Origin of the sequence: Amycolatopsis sp. NPDC098790, assembly GCF_044759945.1 — a bacterium.
In the GTDB taxonomy this organism is placed as follows: Bacteria; Actinomycetota; Actinomycetes; order Mycobacteriales; family Pseudonocardiaceae; genus Amycolatopsis.
On record NZ_JBIWAI010000002.1, the window covers coordinates 355337 to 378734 of the forward strand.

20 protein-coding genes are annotated in these 23398 nt (G+C 74.2%); 6 read left to right on the forward strand and 14 right to left on the reverse strand.

The genetic code is table 11. The annotated features are described in order from the left end of the window. Positions 1 to 6 precede the first annotated feature (6 nt). The gene (locus ACIQWX_RS15420) at positions 7 to 957 is read right to left on the reverse strand and encodes a lysyl oxidase family protein (RefSeq protein ID WP_400870325.1); all 951 of its coding nucleotides are present in this window, start codon (positions 955 to 957) and stop codon (positions 7 to 9) included. A gap of 98 nt (positions 958 to 1055) precedes the next feature. Here ACIQWX_RS15420 and wecB point away from each other — a divergent pair, with 98 nt between their 5' ends. Next, positions 1056 to 2225 carry a non-hydrolyzing UDP-N-acetylglucosamine 2-epimerase gene (wecB, locus tag ACIQWX_RS15425; RefSeq protein ID WP_400870328.1) on the forward strand — a complete coding sequence of 390 codons (1170 nt, stop codon included), beginning with the start codon at positions 1056 to 1058 and terminating at the stop codon, positions 2223 to 2225. On the opposite strand, the gene ACIQWX_RS15430 is transcribed toward wecB, so the two are convergent. Both ACIQWX_RS15430 and ACIQWX_RS15435 read right to left on the reverse strand, forming a co-directional pair. Beyond that, on the reverse strand, positions 2195 to 3523 hold the full coding sequence (locus ACIQWX_RS15430; protein WP_400870331.1) for an NAD(P)/FAD-dependent oxidoreductase: 1329 nt from the start codon (positions 3521 to 3523) through the stop codon (positions 2195 to 2197). The genes wecB and ACIQWX_RS15430 overlap by 31 nt on opposite strands. An 8-nt stretch (positions 3524 to 3531) precedes the next feature. Then, on the reverse strand, positions 3532 to 4296 hold the full coding sequence (locus ACIQWX_RS15435) for a glycosyltransferase (RefSeq protein WP_400870334.1): 765 nt from the start codon (positions 4294 to 4296) through the stop codon (positions 3532 to 3534). A 306-nt stretch (positions 4297 to 4602) separates the two neighbouring features. Between ACIQWX_RS15435 and ACIQWX_RS15440 the strand changes: the two genes are divergently transcribed. Beyond that, entirely contained in the window at positions 4603 to 6036 is a 1434-nt protein-coding gene (locus tag ACIQWX_RS15440) for an exopolysaccharide biosynthesis polyprenyl glycosylphosphotransferase (protein ID WP_400870337.1), read from the forward strand. After that, positions 6036 to 7334: a putative glycoside hydrolase family 15 protein gene (locus ACIQWX_RS15445; RefSeq protein WP_400870340.1), complete on the forward strand. Its 1299-nt coding sequence runs from the start codon at positions 6036 to 6038 to the stop codon at positions 7332 to 7334. The genes ACIQWX_RS15440 and ACIQWX_RS15445 overlap by 1 nt, the downstream gene beginning before the upstream one ends. A gap of 94 nt (positions 7335 to 7428) precedes the next feature. On the opposite strand, the gene ACIQWX_RS15450 is transcribed toward ACIQWX_RS15445, so the two are convergent. The 10 genes from ACIQWX_RS15450 to ACIQWX_RS15495 all read right to left on the reverse strand — a co-directional run bounded on the left by ACIQWX_RS15450 (position 7429) and on the right by ACIQWX_RS15495 (position 17991). After that, positions 7429 to 8553 carry a glycosyltransferase family 4 protein gene (locus tag ACIQWX_RS15450; protein ID WP_400870343.1) on the reverse strand — a complete coding sequence of 375 codons (1125 nt, stop codon included), beginning with the start codon at positions 8551 to 8553 and terminating at the stop codon, positions 7429 to 7431. Then, positions 8550 to 9650 carry a glycosyltransferase gene (locus ACIQWX_RS15455; protein ID WP_400870346.1) on the reverse strand — a complete coding sequence of 367 codons (1101 nt, stop codon included), beginning with the start codon at positions 9648 to 9650 and terminating at the stop codon, positions 8550 to 8552. The genes ACIQWX_RS15450 and ACIQWX_RS15455 overlap by 4 nt, the downstream gene beginning before the upstream one ends. Further along, on the reverse strand, positions 9647 to 11050 hold the full coding sequence (locus ACIQWX_RS15460; RefSeq protein ID WP_400870349.1) for an oligosaccharide flippase family protein: 1404 nt from the start codon (positions 11048 to 11050) through the stop codon (positions 9647 to 9649). The genes ACIQWX_RS15455 and ACIQWX_RS15460 overlap by 4 nt, the downstream gene beginning before the upstream one ends. Then, positions 11047 to 12267, reverse strand: coding sequence for a glycosyltransferase family 87 protein (locus tag ACIQWX_RS15465; protein WP_400870351.1), 1221 nt, complete (start codon positions 12265 to 12267; stop codon positions 11047 to 11049). The genes ACIQWX_RS15460 and ACIQWX_RS15465 overlap by 4 nt, the downstream gene beginning before the upstream one ends. Next, positions 12264 to 13118, reverse strand: coding sequence for a hypothetical protein (locus tag ACIQWX_RS15470; RefSeq protein WP_400870354.1), 855 nt, complete (start codon positions 13116 to 13118; stop codon positions 12264 to 12266). The genes ACIQWX_RS15465 and ACIQWX_RS15470 overlap by 4 nt, the downstream gene beginning before the upstream one ends. Further along, positions 13115 to 14161 (reverse strand): glycosyltransferase, encoded by a 1047-nt coding sequence (locus ACIQWX_RS15475; protein WP_400870357.1) that lies wholly within the window; start codon positions 14159 to 14161, stop codon positions 13115 to 13117. Before ACIQWX_RS15475 ends, ACIQWX_RS15470 begins: the two co-directional genes overlap by 4 nt. Further along, positions 14136 to 15356, reverse strand: a complete 1221-nt coding sequence (locus ACIQWX_RS15480) for an O-antigen ligase family protein (RefSeq protein ID WP_400870360.1) — start codon at positions 15354 to 15356, stop codon at positions 14136 to 14138. The genes ACIQWX_RS15475 and ACIQWX_RS15480 overlap by 26 nt, the downstream gene beginning before the upstream one ends. Next, positions 15353 to 16318, reverse strand: coding sequence for a polysaccharide deacetylase family protein (locus tag ACIQWX_RS15485; protein ID WP_400870363.1), 966 nt, complete (start codon positions 16316 to 16318; stop codon positions 15353 to 15355). Before ACIQWX_RS15485 ends, ACIQWX_RS15480 begins: the two co-directional genes overlap by 4 nt. Next, the gene (locus tag ACIQWX_RS15490) at positions 16315 to 17145 is read right to left on the reverse strand and encodes a hypothetical protein (RefSeq protein WP_400870366.1); all 831 of its coding nucleotides are present in this window, start codon (positions 17143 to 17145) and stop codon (positions 16315 to 16317) included. The genes ACIQWX_RS15485 and ACIQWX_RS15490 overlap by 4 nt, the downstream gene beginning before the upstream one ends. 318 nt (positions 17146 to 17463) lie before the next feature. Beyond that, on the reverse strand, positions 17464 to 17991 hold the full coding sequence (locus ACIQWX_RS15495) for a YbhB/YbcL family Raf kinase inhibitor-like protein (protein WP_400870368.1): 528 nt from the start codon (positions 17989 to 17991) through the stop codon (positions 17464 to 17466). 88 nt (positions 17992 to 18079) lie between these two features. Between ACIQWX_RS15495 and ACIQWX_RS15500 the strand changes: the two genes are divergently transcribed. Next, positions 18080 to 18712: a GntR family transcriptional regulator gene (locus tag ACIQWX_RS15500; protein WP_400875773.1), complete on the forward strand. Its 633-nt coding sequence runs from the start codon at positions 18080 to 18082 to the stop codon at positions 18710 to 18712. 143 nt (positions 18713 to 18855) lie between these two features. After that, on the forward strand, positions 18856 to 22254 hold the full coding sequence (locus tag ACIQWX_RS15505; protein WP_400870371.1) for a TM0106 family RecB-like putative nuclease: 3399 nt from the start codon (positions 18856 to 18858) through the stop codon (positions 22252 to 22254). On the opposite strand, the gene ACIQWX_RS15510 is transcribed toward ACIQWX_RS15505, so the two are convergent. Then, on the reverse strand, positions 22226 to 22954 hold the full coding sequence (locus ACIQWX_RS15510; protein ID WP_400870374.1) for a M50 family metallopeptidase: 729 nt from the start codon (positions 22952 to 22954) through the stop codon (positions 22226 to 22228). The two genes, ACIQWX_RS15505 and ACIQWX_RS15510, sit on opposite strands and share 29 nt — an antisense overlap. A 155-nt stretch (positions 22955 to 23109) precedes the next feature. On the opposite strand from ACIQWX_RS15510, the gene ACIQWX_RS15515 reads away from it, so the two are divergent. Further along, positions 23110 to 23397, forward strand: coding sequence for a putative quinol monooxygenase (locus ACIQWX_RS15515; protein ID WP_400870377.1), 288 nt, complete (start codon positions 23110 to 23112; stop codon positions 23395 to 23397). Position 23398 lies beyond the last annotated feature (1 nt).

The window sequence follows — 23398 nt, forward strand, 5'->3', positions numbered from 1 at the left end:
CGCCCGTCACGCGCACTGCGCCCGGCCGGGACAGCTGCGGAGGAAGCGCACCACCGGCGCTTCCGGGATGACCTGGTCCACGCCCGGCAGGCCGCGCGGCCATTCGATCGACACGGCGACCGCGGAGGAGTTGTTGCGGTAGTTCGTCTCGGCGAGCGTCCGGTCGGCGTTCACGGTGTTGACCAGGTCGTAGGTCCCCGCGGGCACGTGGGTGATGTCCAGCCACTGGAAGTCCACTTCGTACTTGTAGTCGTCGCCGGACCCGACCGAGATGCCCTCGACCACGTCGAGCGCCGTCGGCTCGTGGTGGCGGCAGTTGTTGGCGCGCAAGCGTTGCGCGAGCTCGGCGTCGGGGCCGGTCGTCCCCGGCACGTGAGACAGCCCACCGGCGTCGGCGACGGGGAAGCGGTCGCCGAGGCAGAAGCCGTTCTTCCGGTCGGTGACGATCGTCCTGCCCTGTGGGGAAACCAGCGCGAACTTCTCGAAGTTCATCAGGTGCCAGTGCTGGTGGGCGAGCGCGGGTTCGTAGTAGGTGTACGCGCGGGTGGCCCGTTGCGCGGACGCGTAGTCACCCGGGATCGAGCCGTCGCCGCCGTTGCGGAGTGCCTGCCGGACGGTCATCTTGTCCTGCTTCGCGTTGTCGCGACGCCCGTACAGCAGCAGCGGCCCGTCGCCGACGTTCTCCTCGGAACTGGTGAAGCGCAGCCGGACGGCCTTCGCCACGGCGGCCGGGACGCAGCGGCCGTTGGGCGCCGCGGGGTCGATCACCGGGCACACGTCCCAGGCCCCGCAGAGTGCGAGGTCGGCGGAGTGGCCGCCGGTGCAGCCCGGCGGGACCTGGCGGAGGTCGGGGAGCAGGAGATCGGGGGCCGCGTCGGCGCGCGGGGCCGACGCCGGTGCCGCGGCCAGGATCGCCGTCAGCACCAGGACCGCGTACTTCTTGAACAACGGGTTCACCGTCCTCGGGGTGTGTCACTCGATGGGCTGAGCCGGGTCGCCCGCGGGGCACGAATCAGTAGCGTGCGGGCGAACCGTCGCCGGAGAAAAGGAAAAGCATGCCGACCACCGCCGATTTTCGGGCCGCCATCGAGAGTTCTCCCGAGGTCGTGCTCGCGGCCGTCGGGGGCGCGACCCTGGTCTGCGGGACCCGCCCCGAACTCATCAAGCTGGCGCCGCTGATGCGCCTGTTCGGCGACGAGTGCTCGATCGTCTACACGGGACAGCACTACGACGGGCCGCTCTACTCGCGCATCCGCGCGGACCTCCCGCCGTCGGACCGCTTCCTCGAGCTCGGCGTCGGCGCCGGCCGCCGCGGCGACCAGCTGGGCCGGACGATCAGCGCGGTCGACGAGGTCCTCGCGACCCACCCGGGCCGCGTCGTGCTCGTGCAGGGCGACACGACGTCCGCGCTCGCCGGCGCGCTGGCGGCCAACGCGCACGGCCTCCCGCTGGTGCACGTCGAAGCCGGGCTGCGCAGCCACGACCGGGCGATGCCGGAAGAGCACAACCGGGTCCTGATCGACCACCTGGCCGACCTCTGCTGCGCGCCGACCGAGCTCAACCGGAGCAACCTGCTCGCCGAAAACGTGCCCGCCGAACGGATCGCCGTCACCGGCAACACCGTCGTGGAGGCCCTGGAAACCGCGCTCCCGCCGGCCGGGGACCGCGCGGACGTCCTCGCCGCGCACGGGCTCACGCGCGACCGGTACGTCCTGGCCACGATCCACCGGCCGGAGAACGTAGACGACCGGGCGCGGCTGGCCGTCGTCCTCGGCGAGCTGGGCCGCCTGCCGCTGCCGGTAGTGTTCCCGCTGCACCCCCGCACGGCCAAGAGCATCGACCGGTTCGGGCTGCGCGGGCTCCTCGCGCCGCTCGTCGTGCTGGAACCCCAGGCTTACCCGGCGTTCCTCGCCCTCGCCGCGGAGGCCGCCGTGCTCGTCTCCGATTCCGGGGGTATCCAGGAAGAAGCGAGCGTCCTCAAGCGACCGGTGGTCGTCGTGCGGCGCAGCACCGAGCGGCCCGAGATCGCGGGGACGTTCGGCGTGCGCGTCCCCGCCGGGCCGCGGATCGGCGAAGAAACCGAGCGGTGGCTGGACGACGTGGCCGGCCACCGCGAGCGGCTCCGGTGCCTCCCGTCGCCCTACGGTGACGGGTCGGCCTCGGCGCGGATCGTGGCCGCGCTCGGCTCGCTCGTTCACCGCGCGGGCTCCGCGATCGCGGGCTGATCCCGGCCGGCGGGGATGCGGTCGGTGACGTCGTTCGCGAGCGCGACGCTCGAGTTCCAGCTCGTCACCTCCGGGTAGACGTGCGCGGTCGTCGCGAGGAGGAGGTTCGTGCCCTCGACCTCGACGGCGGGCCGCCGGCCGAGGTAACCCAGCGGGTACACCGGTTCCACGAACGGCGCCTTGAACACCCGCACCTGCGCGATGTCGTCCGGCCCGAGCTCCGGGTACAGCCCCCGGAGCTGGGCCGACCACCGCGCGGCGATCGCGGCGTCGTCGTCGAGGTAGAGCTGCGAGTCGCGGTCGGTGTAGCGCATGACGTAGGCGAGGTGGTGCCCGCCGTTGGCTTCGGTCCCGGCGAGCTCGGACATCGCGACGACGCCGTCGAACTCGGTGCCCGAGTGCAGCACCGGCGTCCAGTAGTGCTCGGTGAGCGCCCGGCGCAGGAAGAACACGCCGGTCACGACGCCTTGGTAGGGCAGGTCGGTGCGGGGCAGCCGGGCGGCGAGGGCCTCGTCGGAAATGCGGCGCAGCAAGGGGAGCGGCACGGTCGACACGACGTGGTCGGCGCCGAGCACCTCGCCGCCGGTCAGGGTGATGATCGCGCTCTCGCCCGCGCTGTGCAGCCGCCGGACCGGAGCCGCCGTGCGCACGGTGCCCCCGGCCTCCTCGATCGACGCCCGCAGCGCGTCGATGAGCGCCTTGTAGCCGCCCACCGGGTAGCCGCGGGTGGCGACGTTGCGTTCCCGGCCGAGCCGCTGCCACAGGTACAGCGCGGGCACGTCGCCGAAGGCCGGGCCGAACTTCGAACCGAACATCGGCGCGAAGAGCCGTTCCCACACGACGTCGCCGTAGAGCCCGCGCAGCCAGTCCTCGGTGCGCAGGTGGTCGAGGTCGCGTCCCCGGCCCAACCGCCGCAGCAGCACCGAAACCACGCCGAAGCGGATGCGGTCGTGCAGCCGCAGCGCGGAAAACCGCAGCAGGTCGAGCGGGGAGTTGAATGGGTACCGGCGGCCGTCGACGACCATGCCCATCGTGGTTTCCCGCCACCGCACGGCATCCCGCAGGCCCAGCTCGTCCAGCAGGCCGAGCAGCGCGTCGTCGGTGGGCATGACGCAGTGGTAGAACCGCTCCACCCAGTGGTCGCCGTGGCGGAAGAACGTCCCGAGGCCGCCGAGCCGGTCGCCGGCTTCGAGCAGGGTCACCTGCGCGCCGCGGCGGGCCAGGCGGTGGGCGGCGGCGAGGCCGCAGATGCCGCCGCCGATCACGGCGACGTGCGGGGCGGTGGTCGAGTCGGTCACCGGTGGCATCACAGCTTCCGGAAGGGCGCCGGGCTCAGCCGGTCGCGGGCGAGGAGTTTCAGGTACTGCGCCATGGTGCGGCGCAGCTTCAGTTTGCTCGGGCCCCGTTTGCGGTCGTACTGCAGGGCCAGCGGGACCTCGGTGATCACCGGACGGCAGTGGCGGAGCTTGAGCAGCAGTTCCACCATGCAAGCGAAACCCTGCTCCTCGATGAGCCGCTCGCCCCAGTGCGCGGACGCGCGCTTCAGCAGGGAGACCCGGTAGGCGCGGTACCCGCTGGTGAAGTCCCGGACGCCGTCGACGTCGAGCGCCCGGTGGAACAGCTTCGCCGCGCCGCGCGAGAGCAGCCGGCGCCCGAGCGGGGCGGTCCGGTCGTCGCCGCCGGGGACGAACCGCGAGCAGATGGCGACGTCCGCGCCGCCGTCGATCTCCGCCTGCAGCGCGCGGATCAGCGCCGGGTCGTGCGTGTCGTCGGCGTCCATCACGACGATCGAGTCGTCGGGCCCGGCTTCCTCCATCGCCGCGCGGAGCCCGGACAGCACCGCCCGGCCGAGCCCGAGGTTCACCGCGTGGCGCACGACGCGCACGTCGAGCCCGGCGAACCCCGACCCGGCCACCGCCGCCGTGGCGTCGGCGGAACCGTCGTCGACGACCCAGACGGTGATCCGCTCGGTGCGCGCCACGTCGGCGAGCCGCCGCAGCAGGGCGGGCAACGACGCTTCTTCGTTGAACGCGGGCAGCACGACGTGCGCCCGCCCGTCGGTCGCCGTCATGACGGGTTCCGGTTCCGCCAGGGTGGCCAGAGGTGATTCTTCGCGCACCACGTTCCCTTTGTTCGATCGGGTTGTCACTCGACCGGTATCGCTCTCCGAGCGGTCGACGGGACGTATTCGGCTATGTTGTGGGGTTTCTTTAGCGGCCTGAAAAGTCCCCCGAAAGGATGGGCGTCATCGGAACTACACGCTGTTTCCTCCCGTCACCGGTTCGGGTTTTCCTGGGTTCCCGAACGGGTGGGAAATCGTGCGGAAAGACGATGGAATGGCCGGCCCCGACAACCATTTCGACCGAGGCAGACACCAGTGACTGAACTGAGAGACGCGATCTTCACCGAAGCGCTGCCGCTGCAGCGCCGCGTCCGGCCGCGCACCCGGCCGAAAAAACAGCGGGCGCGGTCCCGCCCGTTCCTGACCCGGGTCAACGCGGTGGCGTCGCTGCTGATCGCCGTCGACGTCGCCGCCTGGGTCACCGCGGTGCTGCGGACCGGACCCGGGCCGGTGGGCGCGGCGGTGACCGGCGGCGCGCTGCTGCTGGCCCGCACGGCCGGGCGGGTGCACCGCCGCCGGCTGTGGCTGTCGTGGCTGCAGGACCTCCCGCGCTCGGTCACCGCCACGGCGTTGGCGTTCGCGCTCGTCACCGGCGTGGGCCTGGTGTCCGGGATGGACGGTGCGAGCACCGCGTCGATGCAGGAGATCGTCCTGCTCTTCGCGGTGCTCGGCGAGGCGGCCCGCCCGTTCGTCTTCGCCTTCGGCCGGTGGGGCCGCCGCCGGCTGCGCCGGTGCGACCGCGCCGTCGTCGTCGGCTCCGGCCGGATCGGCACCGAGCTGGTCCGCACGATGCTCGAACACCCCGAGTTCGGGCTGCTGCCGGTCGGCATCGCGGCTTCCGGAGCGGCCCCGGCCGGCCTGCCCGTCGAGCCGATCGGCGACGACCTCGCCGAGGCCATCACCCGCCTGCGCGCGGGCACCGTGGTCCTCGCCCCCGACGGCGACGGCGAGGGCGACGGCGCGATCGTCGACGCCGCCATCAGCGCCCACCGGCTCGGCTGCGTGACGCTGGTGCTGCCGCACCTGTTCGAGCTGTGCCCCGACGGTCCGGGCGTCGACCGGCTCCGCAGCTACCCGCTGGTGTGGCTGGGCGGCGCGCCGACCCGGCGGCCCGGCTGGTGGGTCAAGCGGGGCGTCGAGACGGCGCTGGCCGCGCTCGCGCTCGTGGTTCTGGCACCGGTCATCGCCTGCTGCGCGCTGGCCGTCGCGATCGAGAGCGGCTTCCCGGTGTTCTTCCGCCAGGTGCGGGTCGGCATGGACGGGCGCACCTTCCTGCTCTACAAGCTGCGCAGCGTCCGGCCGTCCGAGGTGGACGATTCGCAGGTGCGCTGGTCGGTGGTGGGCGACAGCCGCGTCGGCCCGGTCGGGCGGCTGCTGCGCCGGACGTCGCTGGACGAGCTCCCGCAGCTGTGGAACGTCGTGCGCGGCGACATGGCGCTGGTCGGCCCGCGCCCGGAGCGGCCGGTGTTCGTGCACGAGTTCTCCGCCGTGCACGACCTCTACTGGGCGCGGCACCGGGTGCCGACCGGGCTGACCGGCCTGGCCCAGGTGCACGGCCTGCGTGGGGACACCTCCATCGCGGACCGCGCGCGCTACGACAACTACTACATCGCGAACTGGTCGCTGTGGCTGGACGTGAAGATCGTCATCCTGACCGTGGGAGAGCTCCTGTGCCGAAGGCAACGCTGATGCGCCGATTCCGGGCCGCCGCGGCCCTGCTGGTCCTGGTGGCGGGCTCCCTTTCCGGGTGCACGGCGAGCTCGGCGCAGGAGACGTCGGTGCCGCCGCCGAAGCCGCTGGCGCCGTGCGCGTGGTGGTACGGGATCGGGCAGCCGCCGACGGCGAAGGAGATCGAGCTGGCCGCCAAGCGGTACCAGGTCGTCGTGCTCAACGCCGACCAGACCGCGGCGATGCGCCGGCTGCACGAGCTCAACCCGAAGGTGAAGGTGCTGGTGTACAAGGACTTGTCCAGCACCCGCAACTACGCGGGCGCGGTCGACGGCGGCCGCGACGCGGCGTTCCTGCCCAGCGGCATCGGGTACGTCGCCGCGCAGGACACCCACCCGGGCTGGTTCGCGGTCGACGACCGCGGCCGCCGCATCGAGTGGCAGGGTTACCCGAAGCACTGGCAGATGACGGTCTGGGATCCTGCCTACCAGCAGGCCTGGACGGACGCGGTGGTCGCGGAGACGACGCGCGAAGGCTGGGACGGCGTGCTGGCGGACAACGACTTCAACTCGCTGAGCCACTACTCGCCGGCGGTGCTCGCGGGGACGGCGAACGTGGCGGAGACCGACCGCAAGCTCCGCGACGGCCTCGACGCGTTCCTGTCCAAAGTGGGCGACGCGTTCACCAAGGCGGGGAAGCTGCTGGTGCCCAACGTGTCCGAGACGCACCTGGTCCCGGGCCGCTGGACCGCGCACTCGCGTTTCGGTGGCGCGATGGAGGAGAACTTCGGGTTCCGCGAGGACGGCGGCACCGGAGGGCTGCTGACGTTTCGCGGCAACGAGTTCCAGGAGCTGCGGGCCCAGGCGGCGCTGGGGGAGTCGTTGCTGCTGCTGGTGACCCGGACCCGGAACGCCCAGCAGGAGCGGGCCGGCTACGCGAGTGCGGCTTTGCTGGCGGGGCCCCGGACGTGCTGGACCCGGGCGACGACCGACGACTACCGCGACCCGGAGTGGTCGGCGTTGCAGGACAGCGGGTTGGGCGAGGCGGTCGACGCGGCCGGCCGGTTGCCGAATGGGGTGTGGACGCGGACGTTCAGCAACGGGTGGGTCGCGGTCAACACGACGGCGGAGACGCAGACGGTGACGCCACCGGAGGGGTTGGCCGAGCCGGGTGCGCCGGCGGTGTCGGTCGCCGAGCCGCCGGAGCCGGTGTCGCTGAACGCGGCGGACGGGTTGGTGATGGTGCGGCCGTCGAAGCCGGCGCGCGGTGTCGGGTGCGCCGGGGTGGGGTCGGGGCCGTTGATGCTGGCCTGCCGGTAGGCCGGCGCGGGCCGGGGCTGGGTTGGCCGCTGGTGGGCGTGCCGGGTGCCCGGCCGGATTCGGCGCGCGCCGGTGGTCTACCGGTGGCCGGCAGTCATGACCGGTTCGTCGCCGGGGTCCTCGTCCTCGCCCGGGCCAGCCGCTCGTAAAGGGCGGTGTGCCGTCGGGCGCAGGCTTGCGGGTGGTACAGCGTGTGGGCGCGCTCGGCGAACCGGCGGCCGATCCGGCCCGGGTCCGGTTCGGCGAACAGCGCCCGGAGCCCCCCGGCGAGCGCCGTCACGTCACCGGGCGGCACCAGGAACGACCGGTCACCCACCATGTCCGGCACCCCGCCGGTCGCGGTGGCCAGCACGGGCTTCCCGGCGGCCATCGCCTCCGCCACGACCAGGGGCTGCTGTTCCATCGACGACGGCAGCACCAGCGCGTCCGCGGCGGCCAGCAGCGCGGGGACGTCCGGCCGGAACCCGAGGAACGTCACGCGCCCGGCGAGCGGCGGCGCCTGCGCGGCCAGTTCCGCTTCGGCGCGCTGCGGGCCGTCGCCGACGACGGTCAGCCGGGCGTCCGGTGGCAGCACGCCGGGTCGGGCGAGCGCGGCCAGCAGGTCGAGGATTCCTTTGCGCTCCACCAGAAGCCCGGCGAAGACGAGGTGCCGCACCGGTCCGCGCGGCGGGTCGGGCAGGGCAGGCTCGACGCAGTTGCCGATGTGCACGACCCGCGTCGCCGGTACCTTGAGACGGCGGCGCAGGAACTCGCCCATCGCTTCGGCGGGCACGATCGTCCGGTCGAGCACCCGGGCGACGACCGCGTCGGCCGCGAGCACCGTCCGCGTGTACGGCGACGGCCCGGCGGCCCCGCGGTCGCCGCGGAACCACGGCTCGGCGACGTCGTCGGGCACCCCGTGGTAGGTCTGCACGAGCGCCGGCCGCGCGCCGCCGCGGAGGCCGGCGATCACCAGGCCGGCGCGCCGGTCCTGGGCGTGCACGACGTCGGGCCGCCACGCCCGGATCGCGGCCCGCGCCCGCCTCGCCGCGCCGAGGTCTTCCTTGTCGGTGACCACGAGTTCGTGGTGGAGGCCGTCGAGCAGGTCGGCGCCGCGCGCGGGCGTGGGCCCGAAGACGCGCACGTCGGCACCGCCGCGGGCGAGGAACGCGGCCAGCCGGACGGTCACGTCGACCGGCCCCCCGCGGTCCTGGGTGAGCAGGTAGGCGATCCGGGTCACGAGGCACGCTCCGATGCGGTGAGTTTATCCACGAGCACAGCAATCTGATCGGTCATCCGCCCGCAGTCGAACAACACCTCGACCCGCCGGCGGCCGGCTTCCCCTTCGCGGGCCGCCGAAGCAGGGTCGGCCAACCGGGCCGCGACCGCGTCGGCGAGGCCGTCGACATCGCCCGAAGACAGCACCGCCCCCGCGTCGCCGACGCTCTGGCGCACGCCGCCGACGTCGAACGCCACCACCGGCCGCGCGCACGCCATCGCCTCCAGCGAGACCAACGCCATGCCTTCCGCGCGGGACGGCAGGACCACCACGTCCGCGGCCGTGTACCAGGCCGCGGGCTCGTCGGTGTGCCCCTCCCACCGCACCGACGCGTCCGTGAACCGGGCCCGCCACAACGCACCCATCGGCCCGTCGCCGGCCAGCACGAGGTGGGCGTCCGGGACGCGTCGCAGCACCGCGGGCCACGCCGAAAGCAACCGATCCTGGCCCTTCAGCTCGGCCAGCCGTCCCACGCAGACCGCCAGCGGGACGTTCTCCGGCACGCCGAGCCGCCGTCGCGCCGCCGACCGGTCGCTGGGGAAGAACCGGGTCGTGTCGACGCCGTTGCAGACCACCTCCGCCGGGGCCGTCACCCCGGCGGCGCGGCCGGCGGCGAGTTCGTCGTCGCTCACGCACACGACCAAGTCCGTCCAGCGCGAGGCGAAGCGCTCCCACGCCGTCGTCGCGGGCCGCAACGAGCCGTTCGCGGTCTCGAAGGACCACAGGTGCGGCTGGAAGACCGTCGGACGTCCACCCCGCAGGGCCAGCCGCCCCGCCAGTCCGGCCTTCGAACTGTGCAGGTGCACGACATCCGGCGCCACTTCGGCCAGGAGCCGGCGAAGGCGCAGAGTTTCGACGACCGTCGACGGACCGGGGGACCGGCTCGCCACCCAGCCGCGGACGTCGATATCGAGTGCCCGCGCGCGGTCAGGCAGCCAGCCCGACGGCGGGCAGACCACGGTCACCGCCCAACCCCGATCCCGTTGCGCCACCGCGAGTTCCAGCACGACGGCGGCCACCCCGGCCGTCACCGGCTGGGAAACGTGCACGACCTTCACCGGAGGCCACCCCGGCGCAGTTCCGCGATAGCGGTGCGCTGCAACAGAAGCGTCGCACCGGCGTACCCGACAACGAACACGACAGCCTGGACAACGGCACCCAGCCAAGAGCCCGGGTAGGGCAACGCGAGCGCGGGCACCGCCCCGGCGACGCAGGCGAGCAGGACGCGCAACCCCATCCCGGCGACCGGCAGCGGCACGCCGACGCCGGCCAGCACCCGCCACGCGAGCGGCACCACGAGCCACGCGGCGGCGAACTGGACGGCCGCGACGGCGTCGATCCCCGAGGAGGTGAACAGCGCGAGCCCGGTCGCCAGCAGCGCCAGGTGCGTCGTCTCGAGCGCCAGGTACCGGCGGACGTGCCCGGTCGCCTTTACCGCCTGGTACCAGATCTGCAGCAGGCAGATCCCCGCGCCGTAGCCGGACAGCAGCACGAGCGGGCCCGCCGCGGCCGCCCACCGGTCGCCCAGCAGCACGACGCGGTCGGCGAGGACCGCGAGCCCGGCGTACAGCCCGCCGGTGACCACGAGCACCGCCCGGGTGAACCGGACGACGGCCGGGGTCAGCGTCCGGCCCTCGCGCCGCAACCGCGTGAACACCGGGAACGCGACGGCGCCGAGCACCACCGCCACCATGATGTAGGGCACCCAGGCGAGCCGGTAGGCCAGCGAGTAGACGCCCACCGCGCCCGGCCCGAGCGAATGCCCCACCGCCAGGTAGTCGAGGTTGACCAGCAGCGCGCCCACGACGGCGGCCGGGCCCACCACGGCCACCCAGCGCAGGGCTTCCCGGGCCGCGCCGGCGTCCCAGCACGGCCGCACCCCGCCGCGCACGAGCACTCCCAGCAGCGGCTGCGCCACCGCCGTGGCCAGCAGGCCGAGCACCAGCGAGACCGGGCCGGCACCGCAGATCGCGAGCACCACCGTCAGCGCGGCGCCGAGCACCGCGCCGCCGCCGTCGGGCACCAGCCGGCGGCGGAAGTCCAGTTCCCGGTGCATCAGGCCCAGCTGGACGCCGCCCGCGGCCGAGAACGGCAGGCCGAGCGCGGCGAGCCGGACCAGTCCCGCGGCGTCCGGGGTGCCGAGCACCAGCGAGACGGGACCGGCGGCGGCCACCAGGGCGACGGCCAGGACGAGCCCGGCGCCGACGCTCAACGTCAGCACGGTGCCCGCCATCCGGCGCGGATCCCCTGAGGTGCGGCCGATGACGTCGTAGACGCCGATCGACTGCACCACCTGGCCGAGGTTGACCAGCGCCACGGCCAGGGCCACGGCACCGAGCTGTCCTTCGGTCAGGAGGGCGGCCAGCACCAGCGTGACCACCATCTGGCTGCTCTTGCTGACGAGGTTGACCGCGCCGAGCCAGAGGGATCCCCGGACCGCGCGGGTCCCGAGCGTCATCCGGCCACCACCGGCCGGGCGGCCCGGATCCGCGTCGACCGGACGACCAGCAGGCACCACGCGACGACGACCGCCACACCGTCCACGGTGACCGCGGCCCGCGGCCCGAACGCCGAGACGACGGCGGAGTCCACTGTGTACAGATGGGCGAACGGGACGGCCAGCGCCAGAACGGCGGCGGTCACCAGTCTTTCGCGCCACCAGCAGAGCGCCACCAGCGCGGGCACGGCCAGCAGGACGTCGCCGGGCTGGTGCACCACGCAGACCACGACGGCCAGGCACGTCAGCAGGTCGGCGACCGGGGTCTCGCCGTCGCGGTCAAGCCGCCGGACCAGCCAGACGCTCGTCGCCAGCACGACGGCCAGCATCACCAGCTCGATGCCGGCGGGCGCCCAGCCGGTGACGCGGAACAGCACCGCGGCGACGTCGATCCGTTGCGCCGTCAGGGAATCCACCGCGCCGTAGTCGGTGGCGCGGGCGTGGGTGAGGTTCGCGGCGACGACGTCGAGGAACGCGCCGACCCCGCCGCCGCGCACCACCAGCAGCACCACGACGGGCAGACTGGCGGCGGCCGCGATCGCGGTGCCCGTCAGCGCCACCCGCCGCGAACCGCGGGCGAACAGCAGGACCGCCAGCGGGAATCCGTACTGCGGTTTCAGCCACGCGAGCGCCAGCGCGGCCGCGGCCAACCCCGGCCGGTCGCGCCGAGCCAGCAGCGCGCCCGCCGCGCCGAGCGCGATCAGCGGGTTGACCTGGCCGACGTAGAGCTGGGCCTTCCCGACCTGGCTCGTGACCAGCAGCGCCGCGACGACGGCCGTGGTGACCGCGAAGGGCGCGAACCGCCGGACCGCGTGGGCCGCCAGCGCCGCGAGCGCGACGAGCAGCAGCAGCGAGCACACCGAGAACGCGATCGCGCCGGCCCGGTAGCCCAGGAGCGCGAACGGCGCGTGCAGCAGCAGGTGGTAGGGCTGGTAGAGGTTGAAGTCCTGGCGCACCGGCCACTGCGCGAACATCGCGGCCGGGTCGTAGGGGTTTCCGCCGGCGAGGAACTCGCGGATCGGGAAGTAGAGCGCGTCGCGGAAGTCCTGGAGCCGTTCTTCGGGCCGGTTGGCCCACGTCGGCAGCGGGACCTGCCACGACGGCGCGAGCGCGTGCCAGGCGCTCACCCCGCCGACGAGCACCGCGACGGCGAACACCACGCGCTGCCGCGGAGTCACGCCAGCACCACCGCCACGAGGACGGCGTCCGCCGGGAGCACACCGAGAGCGGCGGTCAGCTCGTCCTGGCGACGGCCGGCGGTCACGGCCACGACGGACACGCCGTCGCCTTCCCCTTCCGGCAGGCCGGCCGCCAGTTTCGCCGCGGTCTCGGCGAGGTCCGGCCGCACCGGCAGGACCCGGACGGGCCGCCCGCCCGCGTCGCCGAGCAGGGCCAGCCGGTCGGCCACCGCGGGGTCGCCGGCGCGCAGGACCGCGACCGGGCGGTGGATCCCCGCCGCGGCCAGCGCGCGGCGCACCGGTCCCGGCCCGATGCCCGCGGCCAGCCGGCGGACCGCCGCGGTCGCGAGCCCGGCCGCGACCGCGCCGACCAGCGCCAGCCCGAGCACCAGCGGCAGGTCCGGAGCGATCGGGACGATCTCGGGCCGCGGATCCAGCGTCCGCAGTTTTCCGGCCGGGGCAAGAAGATCCGCGTCGATCATCGCCTTGCCGAGCGCGGTGGCCGCGGCGCCGGCCTGCTCAGCCGAGGACGCCCGCACCGACAGGCGCGCGAGCCCGGACGCCGGAACCAGCTCGACGGACACGCGCTCGCCCAGCTCGTCGGGGGAGTAGCCGGACACCGGGGCCGCGGCCGTCAGCACCGACGGGCTGCGGGCCAGCTCGACCAAGGCGGGCAAGGTCAGCGAGACGACTTCGCCGTATTGAGCGGCGTCGGCCGCCGGGGTGGCGAGCAGGCTCACGCGGCCTTGGTACTCGTCGCCGCGCGCCAGCCCGACGACGAGCACGAGCGCTCCGGCCAGCAGCGCCACGGCCACGCTGAGCGCGGCGGTGCGGGTCAGCGGATTCTTCACCGGACACCTCGGAGCAGTTCGTCGTAGGACTTCATCAACGGGTGCGGGTCGTACTCCCGCTGAATGGTGCGGACGCCCGCAGCAGCCGCGGCTTCGCGTGCGGAGTCGTCGAACAACAGCGTCGTCAGGGCCGCGGCCGTCGCCGCCGGATCGCCCGAGGGCACCACGAGCCCGCCGCCGTCCGCCAGGACGTCGCCGACGCCACCCACGTCGGTCGCGACCACCGGACGGCCGGCCGCGAGTGACTCCAGCACCGCCAGCGGCAGGCCTTCCCAATCGCTGGTGAGGACCGTGACGTCGGCGGCCGCGAGCAGATCGGGCACGTCGGTGCGGGTGCCGAGGAACTCGACCCGGCGCCCCAGCGCTTCGGCGCGGCTTTCGAGCTCGGCGCGCAGGCTGCCGTCGCCGGCCAGCCACAGCACCGCGTCGCCGCCGACCGCCGCCCAGGCGTCCAGCAGGACGTCGTGCCGCTTCTGCGGCTCCAACCGGGCCAGGCAGAGCGCCACCGGTGTCCGCGCCGGGACGCCGAGCGACGCCCGCACCTCGGCGCGGCCGAACACCGGCGGCCGGGCGAACACGGCGTTGCGGATCACCGCGGGACGGGCGAGCCCGGCATCGGCGAGCCGGCCGGCGGTCGCGGGGGACACGGCGACGACGTGGCGGGACGTGTGCCGCAGGATCCGGGCAGCCGCCGGGACGTCGTCGTCGGCGACGCCGTGGAAGACGGTCACCACCGGGCGCCGGGTGGCGAGCCGGGCGACCAGGCTCGCGCCGACGTTGTGCGCGAGCACGACGTCGGGCTTGAACCGCGTCACCGCGCGGCGGACCGCCCACGCCGCCTTCAGCACGCCCGCCTTGCTGCGACGGGCGAGCGGGACGGGGAACACCGGCGTGCCGGCCGCCGCGAGTTCGCGGGCGCGGAAGCCGCCGCCACTGGCGACCGCGGACTCCCAGCCGTACTCCCCGCCGTGAGTCACCATCCCGGCGACGAGCGTCTCCGCCCCGCCTGCCCCCAGCTCACTGATGACGTGCAGCACCCGCATCGGCGCTTTCCTCTCCTTCTCGGCGAAGCCGGGTTTCGGCCGCGACGGCGAGCGCGGCCAGCGACCACAGCGGCAGGTAGTACTGCTCGGACAGGAACGTCGAGGTGACCAGCACCGCGAGCAGGGACGCCTGGATCGCGACCGCTTCCGTCCGCCGCGGGCCCGGTCCCGCCCGCCGGACGGTCCGCTCGCTCGCGACCGCGGCGACGCCGACCACCCCGGCGAACAGCGCGAACCCGGGCAGGCCGAGTTCGGCGGCGACCTCGAGGTACATGTTGTGCGCCACCGGGGTCTGCTCGTCGACCTCGGCGTTGTGGGACTCGGCGGCGTACTGCTCGCGGAAGCCGCCCGGGCCGACGCCGAGCACCGGGTGCGCGGTCACCATCCGGGCCGCCGCCTGCCAGCGCAGCTCGCGGGTATCCACATTGGACGCGGCGATGAAGCTCTTTTCCTGCACCGCGCGGGCCAGGTGCGGCCCGGCGAGCAGGAGCGTCGCCAGGCCGAGCCCGGCGACCGCGGCGGCCGTCGCGGCGACCAGCCGCCACGGCAGCACGCGGCGGGCCAGCAGCCAGCCGGCCGCGGCGGCCAGGCCGAGCGCGCCGCCGCGGGAGAACGTCGCCGCCGCGCCCGCCACCAGGACCACGCCCGCGAGCGCCGTCACGACGGGCCGGGCGCGGGCCGCCACGAGCAGGGGAACGGCCGCGACGAGGAAGTACGCGAGGTCGTTGGGATCCGGCTGGGGACCGCTCGCCCGGGCCTGCCCGTCGGCGATCAGGCTGTACAGCGCGCCGGCGCCGGCGACGGTGGCCCCCGCGGCCGCGGCCAGCAGCAGCCACCGGATCGGCACCTCCCGGCCCGCGACGTCAGCGAGCACGACGGTGACCACCAGGAACGGCAGCCACCGCACGGTGTACTCCGCGGTGAACGGGCCGGCGGAGTGCCACGCCGCCGTCGCGGCCAGCACGACGGCGAGCAGCGCCAGCACGACGTGCAGGGGTGTCGGCCGCGGGAACCGCCGCTGCCGGGTACGCACCGCGAGCCAGACCACCGTCAGCAACGCCGGGGCGAGCTTGCCGAGCTGGGGCTGCACGGCCGTCAGGTAGCCCTCGACCGGGGCCAGCGCGACCGTGGCGCAGGCGAGCACGGGTAGCAGCGCCGTCGTCTGCGTGGCGGGCCGGGCGATCGTGAGCGTCACCGCCCGCCGTCCAGCCGCGTGACCGGGCGGCTGCGCCGCACGTCCGACCGCCGGACGAATTCGCCGGTGCCGACGACGTCGAAGTGCTCGCGCAACGCGTCGAGCACCCAGTTCAGCCACGCCACCTTCCGGGTGCCCGGGGCCGCCATGCCGGGGAAGAACTCCAGCCCGGGCGCCTCGGTGCCGCCGAGGACGTCGGTGGGGTGGAGCAGGAGGGAGGGCGCGACCCCGCGGGCGAGGCAGAGCCGCAGCGCCGTCCGGAAGTACGCGCGGGCCAGCCGCGGCGACGCGGCGTGCAGCTGCAGCAGGTACGAGCCGTGGATCGGCGTGCGCAGCAGCGGCATCGTCGTCACCGGGAGTTCCACGAGCGCGCTGCCTTCGCAGGTTTGCCAGCGGTAGGCGTGCACCGGCGCCAGCACGCGGGAGAAACCGCCGAACAGCTCGTCGAGGCCGTCGCCGCCGGCGCCCGCGCGCACGCCGCGGTTGTGGTAGGCGCGGGCCAGCGGGCCGATCCAGGTCGGCAGTGTGCTGGCGTCGTAGGCGTACCCGCGTTCGGCGAGCAGCTCGATCAGGTCGCGCGTGACGCTGTAGCCGGGGCCGCGGAACCCGGTCGGCCGGGGCACGCCGGCGGCGGCGATCGCGTCCTCGGTCCGGCTCAGCTCGTCCTCGAGCCGGTCGCGGGAGTACCGGTGCAGCCAGGGTTCGTGGCCGAAGGAGTGGTTCGCCACCTCGTGCCCCGCGGCGGCGATCGCGGCGACCGCCTTGGCGCCGTCTTCGCGGACGACGTCGGCGCCGACCGCGAAGAACGTGAGCCGCTGCCCGCCCAGGACGTCGAGCAGCCGGGGCACCGCGGTGCCGAGGTAGCTGGGGTGGTCGCGCCAGGCGGGGTCGCCGTGCGTTTTGAGGTAGGCCCAGAGGTTGTCGAGGTCGACCGACACGCTGGCCAGGGGCCGCGCGGTCACGCGGCCTCCCCGACGACGGCTGCGGTGGTCCGGGACCTCGCGCCCAGCAACAGCACGCCGGACACGACGACGGCGAGGCCCGCGGCGATCCACGGCCCGTGCCCGTCGGCGACGCGGTCGCCGAGGACGGTGAGGCCGGCGACCGAAGCGAGCACGATCGTCGTGGCGTCGGCCGTCGCCACGACGGCGGGGGCCCGGCCGCGCTGGAGGGCCACCGCCATCGACGCCTGCCCGAGCACCGCGGCGACCAGCATCAGCCACGTCAGTGGGTTTCCCGGGAGCGCGGAGAGGTCGAGGTGGGCCAGTGCGCGGCTCGCGACCGCCACGACGGCGAATGCGACCCCGGACAGCACCGCGGCGGGCAGGAACGTGCCGGCCCGGCCGGCGAAGACCATGGCGAGCCCGATCCCGGCCACCACGACGGCGAGCGCGGCCACGCCCGCCGCCGGGAGGTCCGCGGCGACGGACGCGGACGACGAGCCGGCGAGCACGACGAGCCCGGCCGCCAGCAGCACCAGCGTCAGTGCTTCCCCCGCGCGGATCTCCCACCCCAGCACGGCCACGCCGAACACCGTGGCCAGGCCGATCGCCGACGACGAAGCGGTCTGGACGAGGTACAGCGGCAACGACGCCCGCGCGGCGAACGCGAGCGCGAAGCCGCCGGCCTGACCGGCGAAACCGAGGAGGTAGACCGGATCGGCGGTCAGCCGGGCCAGCAGGCCGAGCCCGGCCCCGCCCCGGTCGCCTGCCCTCCGGGCGGCGACGCTCTGCGCGACGATGCCCACCGCGTAGAGCACGGCGGACGCGGCGAGCACTGCGTAATCCATTGCGGACTGATCCTTCGTTCGGGTACGCGAAGCCTAGGAAAAGCGCCGGCGTTTCCCGTTCGGAGGACTGAATTGCCGAGTGGGTGACGGAATGGAGTGCGTTCGGCTTTCGGGGTTACCCGGAAGCGTGATGCGTTCGGAGAATTCCGCCGCGGAGGCACGGTGCGTGACGGGTTCCCGGGAAAACGTTGCGGGGAAACGGGTTCCGTCTTCGCGGGACGTCGATTCGCGGGCCGGAAGGTGCACCATTTCGGGTTATGGATGGGGTGGTCAGCCGCCTGCGCGTGTCACACGATCGGAGGTCCGGCTGGACACGGTTCACGCGGGTGTTTCGGCGGTGGCGGTCAGGACCGCGCGACCGAGGATGTGCCCCGCCATCGTGAAGCCGAGAAGGGCCGGGGTGGCGTCGGCGGGGACGCCGATCGAGTCGACGTCCAAGGCGTGCACCACGACGAAGTAGCGGTGCGGCCCGTGTCCGGCGGGCGGAGCCGCGCCCAGGTAGCGGGCCACTCGGGCGTCGTTGGGCAGCTGGAAGGCGCCCTCGGGCAGGCCGGTGTCGTCGCCGGCGCCCTCGGGCAGGTCCGTCACGGTGGCGGGGATGTCGGCGACCGCCCAGTGCCAGAACCCGGAGCCGGTGGGGGCGTCGGGGTCGTAGACGGTGACGGCGTAGCTCTTGGTGCCTTCCGGCGCGCCGCTCCAGGACAGCTGCGGGGAGAGGTCCTTGCCGCCCGGGACGCCCGAAGACCACTGCTCGAGCGGCCAGGCGGCGCCGTCGGCGACCGAGGTGCTGGTGACGCTGAAGGCGGCGGCTTCGGGGAGGCGGGCGAACGGGTCGTTGACGGTCATCTGTGGTTCCTTCCGAGAGGTGGTTCATCGATGAAGATACAGATAATCGATTATCTTCCGCAACATCTATACTTCGGGCATGGCTCAGATGCTGTCGGAGCAGGTCTACGCGCACCTGCGGGACGCGATCATGCGCGGGGACTACGCCCCGGGCGAGGCGCTCAAGCCCCAGGACCTCGCCCGGGATCAGGGCGTGAGCCTGGCCGTCGTGCGTGAGGCGCTCGTACGGGTGGTGGGGGAGGGCCTGGCCGACCGGCTGCCGAACCGGGGCTTCGCCGTGCCGGCGTTCTCCGACCGGCGCTGGCAGGAGATCACGGAAGCGCGCCGGACCGTCGAGCCGGTGGTGCTGCGCCTCTCCATCGAGCGCGGCGACGTCGACTGGGAAGCCCGCGTCCGCGCCGCGCACCACCGCTTGGCGCGCACGGAGCCGTACGCGCCGGGCGAAGGCGAGTACTACAGCGCCGCCTGGTCCGAAGCGCACCGGACGTTCCACCGCACGCTGCTGGAGGGGTGCGGCAACGCCGCCCTGCTGGACACATTCGACCGGATGTGGGCCGCGAGCGAGCTGGCCCGCCGCTGGTCGTCGCGGCGCACGCCCGAGCGGGACGCCGCCGGCGAGCACCGCGGATTGGAGGAAGCGGCGCTGAACCGTGACGCCGACACGGCGGCGGAGCGGCTCGTCCGGCACCTCACCTTGACCGCGGCCGCCCTCGACGGCTGACGGGGAACCCGTTTGCCCGCGGTGGTCCCGCCGGTCTCAGGCCCGGGCCGGCGCACCGACGAGCCCGCCACGTCATCCTCGTTCGGGCGTGTCCGGCCCGGGCTGCTCCGACCGGGTGTACGGCCGTGTCAGACTGCCTGGCGATGCTCACCCCAGCCGATCTCGCCGACCTGCTCGACTGCGAACACCGCAGCGTCCTGAACCAGGCGTCGGCCGCGGGCCTGCCGGGTGCGCCGCGGCCCGTGCCCGACCCGGCCGCCGGCCGGCGGGGGCGAGCCGCCGCCCAGGCGATGCTCGCCCGGCTGCGCGGTGAAGGCCACGACGTCTTCGAGATCGACACCGCGGACCTCGTCGCGGCCGCCGAAACCACCGCGGCGGCGCTGTGGTCGGGCGCCGGTGTGATCCACCGGGCCGTCCTGCACGGCGACGACTTCTCCGGCGTCGCCGACTTCCTGATCCAAGACGGCGAAGGCCGCTACGAGGTCTACGACGCCGAGCCGGCCCGGCAGGCCAAGCCGGCCGCCGTCGTCCGGCTGGTCGCCTTCGCGGACGCGCTGCGCCGGGCCGGGTGGCCGACCGGTCCGCACGTGCACCTGCGCCTGGGCGACGGCGGCACCCGCAGCCTGCGCGTCGAAGACTTCCGGCCCCTGGTGGACCGGCTGCGAACGCGGCTGCGCGGCCGCGCGCCGATGCTGCCGACGCCGTTGTGGGCCGACGAACGCCCCGCCTGCGCCGGCTGCGGGTACGCCCGCCACTGCGCGTCGGCCCGCGAAGCCGACCGCGACCTGCTGCTCGTGGCCGGGATGCGCGGCGACCAGCGCCGCAAGCTGGCCGCCGCCGGACTGGGGTCCATCGACGCGCTCGCGGCGGCGACGCCGGGTGACCGGCCGCGGGACCTGTCCGCCACCGCCTTCACCACCCTGCGCGCGCAAGCCGCCCTCCAGGTGCGGCAGGACGCCACCGGCGAGGTCAGCTACGAGGTCGTCGACCCGGACGTCCTGGCCGCCCTGCCGACGCCCGCGCCTGGTGACGTCTTCGCCGATCTGGCGGGCGATCCGCACGCGCTGGCCGGCGAAGGGCTGGAGTTCCTCTTCGGCGCCCTCACCCCGGGCGGCGAGCAGCGGTTCACGCCGTTCTGGGCGCACAGCCGCGCGCAGGAGAAGCGCGCCTTCGAGGAGTTCGTGGACTTCGCCGCCGCGCGGGTCGCCGAGCACCCCGGCTCGCACGTCTACCACTACGGGCCGTACGAGGTGACCGCGGTCAAGCGCCTCGCCGCCGTGCACGGGACGCGCGAGGAGACCGTCGACCAGCTGCTGCGCGGCGGCGCGCTGGTGGACCTGCACACCGTGGTGCGCAAGGCGTTGCGGGTCTCGCAGCGGTCCTATTCGATCCGGCACCTCGAGCCGCTCTACCGGCCCGGCACCCGCGAGGGCGACGTGAAGACCGCGCTGTCGGACGTCGAGGCGTACGAGGAGTACCTGCTGCTCGCCCGGTCCGCCGAGCCGGGCCGCGCGGACGAGGTCCTGCGCGGCATCGCCGGCGACAGCGAGGAGGACTGCGTCTCGGCGCTGCGGTTGTTCGAGTTCCTGCACCAGGTCCGGACCGACGCCGGCATCGAGCTCGTCGCTCCGGCGGAGGAGTCGCCGGAGGACGCGTTGCTGCGTCAGGCCGAAGAGGACGTCGCCGCCGAGCGCCGGGCCGAACGCGCCGCGCGGCTGGCCGCGCTGGTCGACCCGCTGCTCGACGGCCTGCCGGACGACCCGGGCGAGTTCACCGCCGACGAGCGGGCCCGCGCGCTGCTGGCCGCCGCCGTCGGCTACCACCGCCGGGAGACGAACCCCGCGTGGTGGGAGTACTTCCGCCAGCTGGCCGCCCCGCTCGGCGACCTCGAGGTCGACACCTCGTGCACCGTGCCGGTGTCCCTGGAGGCGGGGGAGTGGGTCCCGCCTGCCGGGCGTGTGCGGCTCGCGAAGCGGACGCTGGTCGTGGCGTGCGACCCGGACCGGCCGCACCCGTTCGCGCCGGGCGACGAGGTCCGGCTGCGCTACGACGGCGTCACCCGCGACGCCAAGGTCGCGGCCGCGTCGGCGGTGGAGCTGACGCTGGAGGAGAGCTGCCCGCCCGACGCGACCACCGCCGACCGGCCGACCGCGGTGCTGCCCGGCAGCCCGGTGCGGCCCTCGCCCAAGGACGAGGCGGTCGCCGACCTCGCGCAGCTCGTCGTCGACGCCCTCCCGGTGCTGCCGCGCCACCCCGGCGTCGACCTGCTCCGGCGGACCCCGCCGCGACTGCGTGAAGGAGCCTTGCCGGAGCCGGGCGCGGATCTGATCGCCACCGTGATCGAGGCGGTCGAAGCCCTCGACGGCTCGACGCTCGCGGTCCAGGGCCCGCCGGGAGCCGGCAAGACGTTCCTGGCCGGGAAGCTGATCGCCCGGCTGGTGCGGGCCGGGCGCACGGTCGCGGTCACGTCCACCAGCCACAAGGCCGTGGAGAACGTGCTGAGCGCGGCGCTGAAGACCGCGCCGGGGCTGCCGTGCGCCAAGCGCGCGAAGCGGACCCCGGACCCGGCCGCGCCGTGGGAGCAGCCGAAGAGCAACCCTGCGCTGGTGAAGTGGCGCGAGGAGCACGGCACCGGGCACCTGGTCGGCGGCACGGCGTGGACGTTCGCCAACGCGGCGGTCCGCGAGGAGCCGTTCGACCTGCTGATCATCGACGAAGCCGGCCAGTTCGCCCTGGCCGACGCGCTGGCGGTGTCGACGTGCGCGAAGAACCTGCTGCTGCTGGGCGACCCGCAGCAGCTGCCGCAGGTGGTGCAGGGGACCCACCCGGCGGGCGCGGAGGCGTCGGCGCTGGGCCACCTGATCGGCGAGGCCGACATCATGCCGCCGGAGCTGGGCTACTTCCTCGACGAGACGCGGCGCATGCACCCGGCGGTGTGCGAGCCGGTGTCGAAGCTGTCCTACGCCGGCCGCCTGCACGCCCACGAGTCGGCCGCCTCGCGGAGCCTTTCGGACGTCCCCGCCGGCCTGTACCTGGCCGAGGTCGACCACCACGGCAACACGACGCGTTCAGTGGAGGAAGCGGCGGCGGTGGTCGACATCGTGACGTCGCTGATCGGTCGCCTGTGGACGGACCACGGCCCGGCCCGCCCGCTGGCCGACACGGACATCGTGGTGGTGGCCCCGTACAACTTGCAGGCGCGCACGGTGACGCGGGCGCTGGCGGACGCCGGGTTCCCGGGCGTGCGCGTGGGCACGGTCGACCGCTTCCAGGGCCAGGAGGCCCCGGTGGTGATCACGACGATGACGTCGTCGTCGGCGGTCGATTTGCCTCGCGGGCTGGACTTCTTGTTGTCCCGCAACCGGTTGAACGTGGCGCTGTCCCGGGCGCAGGTACTGGCGGTGCTGGTGTGTTCGGCGAAGCTGGTGGAGGCGGACATCCGCACGGTGGAGCAGATGCGGCTGGTGGCGGGCATGATCGGTTTGCTGGGGGAGGCCCGGCCGTGGCCGGAGGTCACGGCCACAGCAACGGAAACGCCTTGACCAGCGCCCAGCCGTTCAGCGTGAGCCAGCCGGCGATCCACACGACGCCGGGGATGTGGGTCTCCGCCGCCAGGTCGGCGGCGTCGTCGATCTCGGAACCACCGCCGTGCCAGCGGGCCGCGACGAGGTGGGCGACGCCGGACAGCTCGCTGGTGAGCAGCAGCCACGCCTCGAGGTAGGCGACTGTCGTCTGCGCCCACGGCGGCGCCCAGGCCAGCGCGGCGAAGGCGACCAGCCCGATGCCGGCGACGATGGCGAAGGTGAGCAGGTCGGCGGACAGGAACAGCAGCAGGCCGGCGGCGACCACGGTGAGGGTAAGCACGGCGGCGACGTGTCCGCGCTGCAGCTGCACGGCCGCCCCGAGCCCGGCGAGCGAAGGCATCGCGTAGCCGGCCGCGCTGGTGAGGATCGAGGAGAACCGCGAGGGGACCCAGGAAAACGTCACCCCGGATTCCGGGCTGTCGATCCCGACCCGGTACACCCCGCCGCCGGTCAGCACGCTCATCAGCGCGTGGCCGCCCTCGTGCACGAACGTCCCCAGCACGTTGAAGCGGGTCAGCAGGCGCCCCTGTCCGGTCAGCAACGCGGAAACCGAAGCCAGCGCCACGACCGCGGCGGCCAGCCCGGTCACGGCGACCAGCCACCAGCCGGGCGCAGGGACGGTCGCGTTCACGATCTCGTCGAGCTTCCCGCGCTTCACCCGTCAAGCTCACCAGCCCGCCGGGGAGGGCGGAACCGCCTGCCCGACGTTGTCACGAAGCTGTCAACCCGCCGTGCACGCTGAGGTTGCACGACGACCCCCTGTCCACCCGCGTCCACCGCCCTAGGGTGGGACCTCCCGAGCCAGGAGGTTCCATGTCGTTCGTCGTCGTGGTGAAGTACCGGGTCGAAACCGGTGCCGAAGCCGAAGTCGCCGCTCTTCTCGGCCGGATGGTCGAGCCCACCCGGGCCGAAGCGGGGAACCTCCGGTACGACGTCTACCGCGCGCCCGGCGATCCTGCTCTCTTCGTGCTCGTCGAGGAGTACCGCGACGAAACGGCTTTCCAGGCCCACCTCGACTCGGTCCACTTCGGACAGTACCTGCGCGCCGGCGTGCTGCCGAAGCTGGCCGGGCGGGAACGGTTCGATCTCGTTCCGCTGTGAG